This window comes from Streptomyces sp. MspMP-M5, assembly GCF_000373585.1.
GTDB lineage: Bacteria > Actinomycetota > Actinomycetes > Streptomycetales > Streptomycetaceae > Streptomyces.
This window is the reverse complement of sequence record NZ_KB891950.1, coordinates 1-12,753: the sequence shown is the minus strand read 5'-3', so window position 1 is coordinate 12,753 and position 12,753 is coordinate 1. Positions and strand designations below refer to the sequence as shown.

The following is a 12,753-nucleotide window of genomic DNA, read 5'->3' as shown; positions in this document are numbered from 1 at the left end:
TGTCACGGCGCTCGCCGAGGCCATGCGCGCCCCGGAGCAGAACGCCGTCGGTATCCCGGGCGCGTACACCGCCCCCTGGCGCCAGCCCTGGTCGCCGCTGTTCTTCGAGTGGAAGGTCGACTACTTTCCCATCGAGTGGCAGGGCGACCCGGGCGGTGCGGGCGCCGGGCGCGCCAACTGGAGCTTCGACGGGACCTCCTACCGCTGGCTCGGCACCGGCGCCCACCCGGTACCTGTCAGCCTGCGCGGCCGCCAGTTCCTCACCCCCACCCCTGGGAAGACCACGGCCGCCGCGCTGCGCCAGTACGCCCGGACCCACCCGGGACCGGCCGCCGGCGCCCTGCGCGCCCTGGCCCGGCAGGCCGACGACGCCGACCTGTTCGCGCAGCCGCTCGTCGGCTTCACCGAGCAGCTCACGGCGCGCGGCCACACCCCGGCCTCCCTCAACCCGCACTCCCGGCTCTCGCCCGACCTGCGCACCGCGCTCACCGAGGCGGCCGCCCGTACCCTGCCGCCCGACCCCGGCGCCCGGCCGCGCCCCTTCACCGGCTGGAACGCCTCCCTCTACCAGCCGCTGCGCGCCGGGCAGTTCGCCTTCCAGCGGCTCGCCGTGATCGACCGCTTCGGGCACACCCTGCCGGCGATCTTCCCGGACCCGCGCGCCCTGCTGTTCGCGGCCGGCAACGAACCCGGCGACGTCATCGGCGTCGGCGTCCCCGCCCGCCGCTTCGCCCCCGAGCTCCCCGCGGAGCTGACCCCCTCGCTCAGGAACCCGGCCGACCCCGCCCAGGGCCATCACACCATCAACCCGCCCACCTGGTACCGCTTCACCCAGCTCACCCCGCGCCTGGTCCAGCCGGCCCGCGCCGCGTTCACCCTGCTCGACGCCCGCGACGACCTCAACCCGCTCACCACGTCGAGCGACCCGGACACCACGGCCGTCGCGGCCTGGCTCGTCCCCGGCTACCTGGACCGGGCGCTGTACGCCTACGCACCGGACGGGTCCCCGCTCGGCGAGCTGCGCACCACGCTCCCGCCCGACGGCGTAACCCGGGCCACCTGGCACCCGCTGCCGTACTCCCGCTACCGCACGATCGACGAACTGCGCGACTCCTACCCGCACTTGCACGACTTCCTGGTCGCCCTGACCGCCGCCGACCGGGGCCCGGCCGCCCTGCGCGCCCTCCTCACGGTCATCGACCGCACCCTGTCCACGACCGCCCCCCTGGGTGACGCCCCGCCGCCGCACACCCCGAGCGTGCTGCTCGGCCGTCCGCTCGCGCTCCTGCGCGTCCGCCTCGGCATCGACCTGGACGGCCCGCCGTACGCCGATCCCGCCTGGCGGAACCTGCGCGAGGGGACCCCGCCCGGCTACCCCGCCTACCGTTGGCCGGTCCGGCTCGGCGAGCGGAACGAGCTCGCGGACGGCCTCGTCGGCTACTTCCACGGCGACCACCGCGCCACCGACTACAGGCTGCTGCACACCGTGCTCGACACCTCCGAACTCCCCGACGAGGCCCGCGACTACTTCGCCCCCATCGGCACCGGGGCCTCCCTCACGCTGCCCGCCCGGCCGCCCGGCAGCGACCCCGAGAACCGCGACGCGGCCTTCCTCACCCTGCTCGCGGACCCGCGCGGCACCGTGCACGCCACCACTGACATCCTGCCCACCGCGGAGGTACGGCTGCCCGCCCGGCTCGTCGAACCTCCCCTCGCCGAACTCCCGGTGTCCTTCCGGCTGGGCCCGCTGCCCACCACCCCGTACGCGCCCGAACCGGACCCCGCGGGCAACGGCGGCCGCACCGCGCACCCGCCGGCACTCCTGCTGCCCCGCCCCTCCGACCGGCACGGCACCTGGACCTGGGTGGAGAGCGCCACCGGCGACCGGTGGACCGAGGCCGACACCTACGCCGCCGACGGCCGGGCCCACCACCCGCACCCGGCCCCCGCCCTGCGCACCGGCCGCCTCACCCTCCGCCCCACCTCCGCCGACGACACCGAAGGAGACCGCCGATGACCGACGCGCCCCGATTGGATCAGGGCCCCCTGCTCACCTATGCCCTGACGACCGTCCCCAACCCGCTCACCGCCAGCCCGCCGAACGTCAAGCCGGGCGACGAGGACGAGAACTCCTACGCCGACATCGACCTCGTCATCTCCAACAGCGGCAGCACGCCCGTACGGTGCAGCAAGATCGCCATCGTGCTGCCCGTCGGCACCCTCGCCCAGGACCTGGCGCTCACCGGCGAGGGCATCTCCGCCTACGTCGAACCCGACTCGGGCTGGACCGTCGTCGACGTGCAGTCCGACGTCCTGCTCGCGGTGCCGACGGCGGAGACCGCGGTGTTCCCGGCGGCGGGCGAGGCGGGACCGTCGAAGGTGCGGTTCAGTCTCGCGCCGCAGGGCGGGGAGAGCGAGGTCACCGTCGACGGGCTGTACCTCACGATCCGCCGCATCATGGTCAGCGACAAGGCGGGCGTCGCCAGGATCGAGATCGAGGAGTGGGCGACGACGGAGGGGGCGATCCCCGACACGCCCCGCAGCACGACCCTGGACGTCGCGAAGTTCCCGTTCCGCAGCGGGGCTGACCCGGCCCCCGGCATCGGCCGTGCCCTCGTCGCCCTCAAGAGCCAGGGCGGTCCGCCGGCCACCCGCATCGCCGCGAACGCCCCGGTCCGTCTTGAGTGGCACCACGTACGGGGCGACAACCACGAGCTGTACATGGACGACCGGCGCATCACCGACGCCGCGATCGCGGGCGGCAGCACGTACGACGTCCCGGCCGACACCCTGCGGCGCGACACGGCGTTCGCCCTGAAGACCGTCACGCCCACCCCCGACGGCGGCTTCGTGGTGCGCTGGGACCACCTGACCGTGTGCGTCACGGACCAGACACTGGCCCAGCTGACGGTCAGCGGCGCCCTCCAGGCCAACGGCAGCCTGACGACGGGCAGCACCTCCGAGACGAAGTTCAACCACCCCGTCTCGGTCCTCAACGGCAAGAAGCTGACGGCGACGGGCGAACTGCGCGTCGACGGGAACGTCTCGGTCGGCGGCACGGCTGAGATCACCGGGAAGCTGACGGCGGACGGGGACGTCCAGGTGAACAAGTCCTTCAAGACGGGCAGCGCCGGCGAGTCCGTCTTCTACCACAACGTCACGGTCTACACGCCGAGCAAGCTCGTCGTCGGCAAGGACATGCAGGTCAACGGCAGCGTCACCGGCTCGCTCAAGGTCACGGGCTCGCTGAAGGCCGACGGCGACGTCACGCGGGGCGGCAAGGGCGTCCTCGCCCACAACGACACGATCAGCATGAGCAACACGTTGTACGGGGGCTATCTCTACGCACCGTCCTACGACTACGACCGTGACCGTGGGTACATCTTCCGGTGGAAGCCGGGCAATCCGATCAACAACGGTTTCTGGAAGGTCGAGCGGAACTCCACCACCGCGGAGGCCCCCCAGGGCCTCCCGGCCGCCGAGGACACCATCAGCTCGGAGCCCCCGGCCGGGCAGTGAGCCGATCCGGGTGATCACGCGGAGCGATCGGGTGCGTCCGTAAGAAGCCGTCCGAAGGCAGGGCCTCTTGCCGGCTCGGAGTTGCAAAGCCAACCCGAGCAGCAAGGGGCCCTGTTGCTGCAGTCTGGCGGGCTGACCGTGGGGTGTCCTTTGCGTTGGGGCCGGGCACCGTTCGCTGCCGCGAGTGCAAAGTTGATCACGGGGGTGGTTGTCGTCGGACGACCTGCCCTGGGCTTTACCACTCGGGTGCCTGATGCGCTCCCCTTAATCGCCAGGTTAGGGGGGTCTTTGGGGTGGGCTAGGGGTGGCTGGTGAACTGCGGCCGAACGTTGAATGAACGGCATGCAGGGAGCGCGCGATCGAGGGGTCCGCGACAGCGCTCGCCAGAACGTTGCAGGAGTTACCAAAAATGGCTGAGCAAACTGCCGCTGTCGTGATCATGGGTGTCGCACGAGCCGACGCGTCGTCGCGCGCCCCGGAGGCCGCGGCGCTGTGGGCCGCCATCGAGGACGCCGGGATCGTGCCCGGCCCTCATTGTGCGGTGACGGTGTTGAGCGGTGGCCCGCTTCCCGAGTTGGACGGCATCGGCGGCGTCGAGGTCGTATCCGGCCACGAGGACGAGCCCTGGGCGGAGGCGCGGGCGGTGCTCGCGGAGGGCGCGGCGTCGGCGGTGGCCGTGCAGGTCGCCGGGGAGGGCGCGGCGAGCGTCGCGGTGGTGTTGGCGCTCGGCGGTGACGGTGGGCGCTATGGCGTTCTCGGTGACGCGCCGGCGACGCAGCTTTCTGCCATGGAGCCCGCACCGCTTCCGTCGGCTTCGCAGTCGGCCTTGCTGTCGGCTTCCGGGCGGGACTCGGCGTCGTCGTTTTCGTCGCGCGTGCCGTTGTTGGTCTCCGGTCGGAGTGAGGCGGGGCTTCGGGAGTATGCCGGGCGGCTCGTCGAGCACCTTGACGCACACCCCGGGCTCGCTGCGGCCGACGTGGCGTACACACAGCTGGTCTCCCGCACCGTGTGGCCGCGTCGTGTGGCGCTGCCCGGGGGGACGCGGGAGGAGCAGCTGAGCGGGCTGCGTGCGCTGGCCGCGGGCGAGCCGGTCAGCGGGGCGGTGCACGGCGTCGCCCTGGAACCGCAGTCCATGGTCTTCATGTTCCCCGGGCAGGGCGGCCAGTGGGCCGGCATGGGACGCGAACTGGCCGAGCAGAGCGCACACTTCGGCGCCGAGCTGGACGCCTGCGACCGGGCGCTGCGCCAGTACGGCGATGTGCCGTTGAGGGACGTGCTGTCCGGCGAGGTGCCGCTGGACCGCATCGACGTGGTCCAGCCCGCGATGTTCGCGGTCATGGTCGCGCTGGCGGGCCTGTGGCGCGCGCACGGGGTGCGTCCGGCGGCCGTCGTCGGGCAGAGCCTCGGCGAGATCGCGGCGGCCACCGTCGCCGGCGGACTGTCACTGGACGACGCCGCCCGGCTCGTCACGTACTTCAGCCGGGCCCAGGCGCTGATCCAGGGGCAGGGCGAGATGGTGGCGGTGGGCCTCCCGGCCGCCGAGACCGGGGCGCTGCTCGCCGAATGGGGACTCGACCTGGAGATCGCCGTCGTCAACGGACCGCGCGCGACGGTCGTTTCCGGGGACCCGGCGGCGGCCCGCGCCCTGACCGGGAGGCTCGCGGAGCGCGGCGTGCGCGGCCGGCTGCTGCCGGTCGGCGTCGCCGCGCACTCCCGGCAGATCGAGAACGTCCGCGACTACATGCTCCGGGAGCTCGCGCCGATCAGGCCGCGGGCCGGCGAGGTGCCGATGTACGCCTCCGCCGTCGGCGGCCTCGTGGACACCGCGACACTGGACGCCGGCTACTGGTACCGCAGTCTGCGCGACACCGCCCGGTTCCACGCCGCCACCGAGGCGGCGCTGCGCGACGGATACCGGCTGTTCGCCGAGTTCGGCCCGCATCCGGTGCTCACGCCGGGCGCCGAGGACACCGTGGCCCAGATCGGTGCGGACGCGGTGGTGTTGGACACCATGCGGCGCAATGACGCCGGGCTCGACGGTCATCTGCGGGCCCTCGCGGAGGCGCAGGTGCACGGTGCATCACCTGACTGGTCCGCGGTCCTGGAGGGGACCGGCCGTACCGTGCCGCTGCCCGGCTACCGGCTGGAGAGCGACGCCGCCGGCACCCCGGCGGGGGACGGCGGGCTGTACGAGCGGCTGCTGCCGCTGGACCCGGCCGGCCAACTGTCCGCGCTGCTGGACCTGGTGGTCCGGCAGCTCGCCGACGCACCGGGACCGGAGGTGCCCGCGTCGGTGCGCGCCGGCCAGGACTTCCGTTCGCTCGGCCTGGACTCGGTCGGCGCCCTGGCCCTGCGCAACCGCCTCAACGAGGCGACGGGCCTGCGCCTGCCTGCGACTTCGGTCTTCGACCACCCCACACCGGGCGCGTTGGCCGAGGAGCTCCGGCGCCGCCTGTTCGGCGCCGCCGAGACTCTCCCCGCGGCGCGGGCCGTGCCCGTCGACCAGGACGACCCGATCGCGATCATCGGCATGGCCTGCCGCCTGCCGGGCGGCGCGGACTCGCCCGAGGGCCTGTGGGACCTCGTCGCCGGCGGCCGGGACGCGATCACGGAGTTCCCGTCCGACCGCGGCTGGGACCTCGACGCCCTCTACAACCCGGACGCCGGCGTACCCGGCACCTTCTACCAGCGCGAGGCGGGCCTGCTGGCCGGCGCCGACCGGTTCGACGCCGGCTTCTTCGGCATCTCGCCGCGGGAAGCGCTGGCGATGGACCCGCAGCAGCGGCTGCTGCTGGAGACCAGTTGGGAGGCGCTGGAGCACGCCGGCCTCACCGGCCCCGCGGTACGCGGCTCGCGCACCGGCGTCTTCACCGGCGTGATGAACCTCCCGTACGGCCGGCCGCTGCACCAGGCCCGTCCGGACCTGGAGGGGTATGTGCTCACCGGCACCACCTCCAGCGTGGTATCCGGCCGGCTGTCGTACCTGCTCGGTCTGGAAGGCCCCGCGGTCAGCGTGGACACGGCCTGTTCCTCGTCGCTGGTGGCGCTTCATCTGGCCTGCCAGTCGCTGCGCCGGGGCGAGTGCGACCTGGCGTTCGCCTCCGGGGCCACGGTCATGGCCGAACCGGGCATGTTCATCGAGTTCAGCCGCCAGCGTGCGCTGGCCCCGGACGGCCGCTCCAAGGCGTTCTCGGCGGACGCCGACGGTTTCGGCATGTCCGAGGGCGTGGGCGTCCTCCTGGTGGAGCGGCTGTCGGACGCACGGCGCAACGGCCACCGGGTGCTGGCCGTCGTACGCGGCAGTGCCGTGAACCAGGACGGCGCGTCGAACGGCCTGACGGCGCCCAACGGCCCGTCGCAGCAGCGGGTGATCCTGGACGCGCTGACGAACGCGGGGCTGGCGCCGGCGGACGTGGACGCGGTGGAGGCGCACGGTACCGGGACCCGGCTGGGCGACCCGATCGAGGCCCAGGCGCTGCTGGCGACGTACGGCCGCGGCCGGGACCCGGAGCGGCCGCTGTGGCTGGGCTCGTTGAAGTCCAACATCGGGCATGCGCAGGCCGCGGCCGGGGTGGCCGGAGTGATCAAGATGGTGCTGGCGCTGCGCAACGGCGTGCTGCCGCGCAGCCTGTATGTCGACCGGCCGACGGACGAGGTGGACTGGGAAGCAGGGGCGGTCGCGCTGCTGGACCGCGAGCGCGCGTGGGCGCCGGACGGCGGCCCGCGGCGCGCGGGGGTGTCGTCGTTCGGCATCAGCGGCACGAACGCGCACGTGATCCTGGAAGAGGCGCCGGAGCCGGAGCCGCGGCCCGGGCCGGTGCCGGAGGGGGAGTCCGCGCCGGTGGCCTTGGTGCTGTCGGGCCGGTCGGAGCAGGCGGTGCGGGACCAGGCCGCGGCGTTGCACACCTTCCTGACGGAGCACCCCGACGTCCCGCTCACCGATGTGGCGTGGACGTTGGCCTCGGCCCGGACGGTGTTCGAGTGCCGGGCGGTGGCCTCGGGTGCCGACCGGGCCGGTGTGCTGGGAGCGCTGTCCCAGGTCGCGCCCGTGACGGCGGGGGAGGGGCGCACGGCTGCGGTCTTCTCCGGCCAAGGTTCCCAGCGTCCCGGCATGGGCCGTGAACTGGCCGCGCGATTCCCGGCGTTCGCGGCGGCGCTGGACGAGGTGTGTGCGGTGGTGGACCCGTTGCTGGGCCGGTCGCTGCGCGAGGTGATGTGGGACGAACCGGCGGAGGTGCTGGAACGTACCGCGTACGCGCAGCCCGCGCTCTTCGCCTACCAGGTCGCCCTCTTCGGGCTCTGGCGCTCCGCCGGGGTCGCCTTCGAAGCCGTGGCGGGGCACTCGGTGGGCGAGATCGCCGCGGCGGTGGTGGCGGGCGTGCTGAGCGTCGAACACGGCGCCCGGCTGGCGGTGGCGCGCGGCCGGCTGATGCAGGCGCTGCCGGCGGGCGGTGCGATGGCGGCCATCGAGGCCACCGAGGACGAGGTCGCCCCGAAGCTGCCGGCGGGTACGGCGCTCGCGGCCGTCAACGGGCCCCGCGCGCTGGTGGTTTCCGGCCCCGAGGCGGACGTGGCCGCCGTGGCCGACCACTGGCACGACCAGGGCCGGCGCACCACCCGGCTGCGGGTCAGCCACGCCTTCCACTCCCCGCTGATGGAACCGATGCTGGACGAGTTCGCCGCGGTGGTGGGGGAGCTGACGTTCACGGAGCCGCGGATCGCGGTGAGCGCCGCGGCCGAGAGCGGGCACCCCTTCGCCTCGGCCGGCTACTGGCTGGATCACGCGCGCCACGCGGTGCGCTTCGCGGACGCCGTGGCGGGGCTGGGCCCGGTGGACGTACTGGTGGAGGTGGGGCCCGACGCCGCGCTGACGCCGATGCTGGCGCCGGACCGGGTGGCCCTGCCGAGCGCGCGGCGCGGTCAGGACGAGGTGCCGTGCCTCCTGCACGCGATCGGGCAGGCCCACGCCCACGGAGCCCCCGTCGACTGGGCGGCCGTACTGCCCGCCGGTTCCCGCACCGACCTGCCCACCTACCCCTTCCAGCGCGAGTCGTTCTGGCTCCGTTCCCTCCCGGCCGCCCGCACCGGCACCGACTCCCTGGACCACCCGCTGCTCACGGAGGCGTGCGAGCTGCCCGGCACCGGCGGCGTACTGCTGTCGGGACGGCTCTCCCGCCACACCGATCCCTGGCTCGCCGACCACGCCGTCGACGGCACCGTGCTGTTCCCCGGCACCGGCTTCCTGGAACTGGCGCTGCGCGCCGCTCGGCACGCCGGCGCCCGCGGTGTGGCGGACCTGGCGCTGCACACACCGCTGCCGCTGACCGCGAGCGGCGTCGAGGTACAGGTGTGGACCGCCCCGGGCGGTGGCGAGTTGGAGATCCGGGCCCGCACCGGCGACGGCGACTGGGTCACCCACGCCACCGGCGCCCTCACCGAGGACGCCGCCGCGCCAGACTGGAGCCCGGCCCAGTGGCCGCCCACCGATGCCGAACCGGTCCCGGTCGACGGCCTGTACGACGACCTCGCCGACCGCGGCTACGGCTACGGCCCCGCGTTCCGCGGACTGCGCGCGGCCTGGCGTCGCGGGGACGAGATCTACGCCGAGGTCGGCCTGGACCGCTCCGGAGACGGCGCCGGATTCGACGTCCACCCCGCCCTGCTGGACAGCGCGCTGCACGCACTGCTGCTGACCGGCGGCGACCGCACCGTGCTCCCGTTCTCCTTCAGCGGCGCCGCCGGGTCGCCGCGGCAGGCCGACACGCTTCGCGTGCGGCTGACCGGAACCATCGGCACGGCACGCCTGGACGCGGCCACCCCGGCGGGCGAACCGGTGCTGTCCATCGGGGCGTTGACCCTCCGGGAGGCCGACGGGGCGTCCGCCGGCTCGCTCCTGGTACCCGGTCTGGTGCCCGCCGCGCTGCCCGAGGGCGGGCCGGCCGCCGAAGCCGACACCCTCCTCCTGCGCCCCGAGGCGCCGGCCACCGGCGATGCCGCCGCCGACGCCCGCACCGCCGTCGGACAGGTCCTGGCCCGGCTGCGCGACCACGCCGCCACCGGCACCGGCCGTCTGGTGCTGGTCACCGACACCGCCGACCCCGTGGGGGCCGCGCTCGGCGGACTGCTGCGCGCCGCCCGGGCCGAGGACCCGGACCGCTTCGGGCTCGTGGCCGGCGACGGCAGCCCGGCGTCCGAGGAAGTCCTGCCCCGCGCCCTGCCGCTGCTGGCCGAGGAACCCCACCTGGTGCTCCGCGCCGGCGAGGTCCTGCTGCCCCGGCTGGAGCGCGCCGACACACCGCTGCGGGCCCCCGAAGGGTCCTGGCGGCTGGACGTCGGCGACGCCCGCACCCGCGAGCTCGCCCTCGTCCCCGACGAGCGGGCCGACCGGGCGCTGCGACCCGGGGAGGTACGCGTCGCGGTGCGCGCCGCCGGCGTCAACTTCCGCGATGTGCTGATCCGGCTCGGCGCCTATCCCGGTGCGGCCGTGCCGGGCAGCGAGGCGGCCGGAGTGGTGACCGAGACCGCCCCGGACGTCACCGAACTGCGCCCCGGCGACCGGGTCATGGGGATGGTGACCGGCGGCTTCACCCCCGTCACCGTCGTCGATCGGCGCCGCCTCACGCCCGTGCCCGAGGGCTGGACGTTCGCCGAGGCCGCGGCCGTCCCCATCGCCTTCCTCACCGCCTGGTACGGGCTGGCGGAACTCGCCGACCTACGGCCCGGCGAGAAGGTCCTGGTGCACTCGGCCGCGGGCGGCGTGGGCATGGCCGCCGTGCAGATCGCCCGTCATCTGGGTGCCGAGGTGTACGCGACGGCGTCCCCGGGCAAGTGGGACGCGCTGCGCGCCCTCGGCCTGGACGACGCCCACCTCGCCTCCTCCCGCGACCTGGCCTTCGCCGACGCCTTCGGCCCCGTCGACGTGGTGCTCAACGCCCTGGCCCGGGAGTTCACCGACGCCTCCCTCGGACTGCTGTCCGCGGGCGGCCGCTTCGTCGAGATGGGCAAGGCCGACCTCCGCGACCCCGAGCGGGTCGCCGCCGACCACCCGGGCGTGCGCTATCTCCCGTTCGACCTCTACGAGGTGGACACGGATCTGATCGCCGCCATGAACGGGAAGCTGACCGGCCTGTTCGGCACCGGGGCGCTGACGCTGCCGCCGCTCACCGCCTGGGACCTGCGCCGCGCCCCCGAAGCGTTCCGGTACATGGAGCAGGCCCGGCACACCGGCAAGGTCGTGCTCACCCTGCCCGCGCCCCTCGACCCCGAGGGCACCGTCCTGATCACCGGCGGTACCGGGGGCCTGGGCGCGCTGCTCGCCCGCCATCTGGTCGTCCGGCACGGCGTGCGCCACCTGCTGCTCGTCAGCCGGCGCGGCCCGGACCACCCCGACGCCGAGGCGGCCCGCGCCGAACTCGCCGACCTGGGCGCACACGTGACCGTCGTGGCCTGCGACGCGGCCGACCGCGACCAGGTGCGTGCGGTGCTCGACGGCATTCCCGCGGCACACCCGCTCACTGCCGTCGTGCACGCCGCCGGTGTCGTCGACGACGCCCTGCTGTCATCGCTCACTCCGGAACGGGCCGACGCGGTCCTGGCACCCAAGGCGGCCGCCGCCGTCCACCTGGACGAGCTGACGCGCGACCTGGACCTGAGCGCGTTCGTGCTGTTCTCCTCGGTCTCCGCACAGCTGGGCGTCCCCGGCCAGGCCGCCTACGGCGCCGCCAACGCCCACCTGGACGCCCTCGCCGCCCGGCGCCACCGCGCCGGACTGCCCGCCCTCAGCCTCGCCTGGGGACTGTGGGACCAGCGCACCGGAATGACCGCCGGCCTCGACGCGTCCGCCCGGCAGCGCTGGGCCGACCGCGGCATCGCCCCGCTGCCCGCCGGCACCGGCCTCGAACTCTTCGACCGCGCTTTGTTGTCGGGCCGGCCCGTCACCGCCCCGCTGGCGTTCGACGCGGCCGCCCTGCGCCGTCGGCCGACCGTGCCCGCCGTCCTGCGCTCCCTGGTCCGCCCGGCCGCCACCGCGCACCGGACCCGACCCGTGGCCGCGGCCCCCGCCGCGACCACGCCCGAGGCGCTGCTCGACCTGGTCCGGACGCACGCGGCCGCCGTCCAGGGCCACGCCGACGCCACCGCCGTCGACCCGCACCGCGCCTTCTCCGACGCCGGGTTCGACTCCATGACCGTGCTCGAACTGCGGCAGCGGCTCAGCGCCGCCGTGGCGCACCCGCTGCCCAGCACCCTGCTCTTCGACCACCCCACCCCCGCCGCGGTGGCCGACCACCTGGCCGGGCTGCTGCCCGGCGGGAGCACACGGGAGGAGGCCACCGCCCCCACCCCCGCCACCCCGGCCCCGGACGCGGCTGAGCCGCTCGCCATCGTCGGCATGGGCTGCCGCTTCCCCGGGGACGTCGCCTCGCCCGAGGACCTGTGGCGGCTGGTCGCCGAGGGCCGGGACGCCATCGGCGCCTTCCCCGAGGACCGCGGATGGGACCTGGACGCGCTGCGCGAGGGCGGCACCGCCTCCGACAGCCAGCAGGGCGGCTTTCTGACCGGGGCCGGAGCCTTCGACGCCGCGTTCTTCGGCATCTCGCCGCGCGAGGCGCTGGCGATGGACCCGCAGCAGCGGCTGCTGCTGGAGACCGGCTGGGAGGCGCTGGAGCGGGCGGGCATCGCCCCGTCCAGCCTGCGTGGCACGCGGACCGGCGTGTTCACCGGTGCGGTGGCGCAGGAATACGGGCCGCGGCTGCACGAGTCCGGCCCCGCAGCCGACGGCCACGCCCTCACCGGCACCACCTCCAGCGTCACCTCCGGCCGCCTCGCCTACGTCCTCGGCCTGGAGGGCCCGGCCGTCACCGTCGACACGGCCTGCTCCTCTTCGCTGGTCGCGCTGCACCTGGCGGGCCAGTCCCTGCGGCAGGGCGAAACCGACCTGGCCCTGGTCGGCGGGGCCGCCGTGATGGCCTCACCGGGCATGTTCGTCGAGTTCAGCCGGCAGGGCGGGCTCGCCACGGACGGCCGCTGCCGCTCCTTCTCGTCCGACGCCGACGGCACCGGATGGTCCGAGGGGGTGGGCGTCCTGGTCGTGGAGCGGCTCTCCGACGCGCGCCGCAACGGGCACCGGGTGCTGGCGGTGGTACGGGGCTCGGCGGTCAACCAGGACGGCGCCTCCAACGGGCTCACCGCACCCAACGGCCCCTCCCAGCAGCGAGTGATCCGTCAGGCGCTCGC

Annotated in this window: 2 protein-coding genes and 1 pseudogene; all 3 read left to right on the top strand. The window is 74.8% G+C overall.

The features are described from left to right. A pseudogene (locus B073_RS48940) lies at positions 1–2,017 on the top strand (hypothetical protein); the annotation flags it as partial. Further along, positions 2,014–3,519 (top strand): hypothetical protein, encoded by a 1,506-nt coding sequence (locus B073_RS43150; protein WP_018542861.1) that lies wholly within the window; start codon positions 2,014–2,016, stop codon positions 3,517–3,519. The pseudogene B073_RS48940 and the gene B073_RS43150, both read left to right, overlap by 4 nt. Positions 3,520–3,928: 409 nt before the next feature. Then, the coding region (locus B073_RS42310) for a type I polyketide synthase (protein ID WP_158690313.1) at positions 3,929–12,753 on the top strand (8,825 nt) is incomplete at its 3' end.

Bases quoted from the DNA above. Each gene is read 5' to 3' on its own strand.
- B073_RS43150 (WP_018542861.1), top strand. From the start codon at position 2,014: ATGACCGACGCGCCCCGATTGGATCAGGGCCCCCTGCTCACCTATGCC.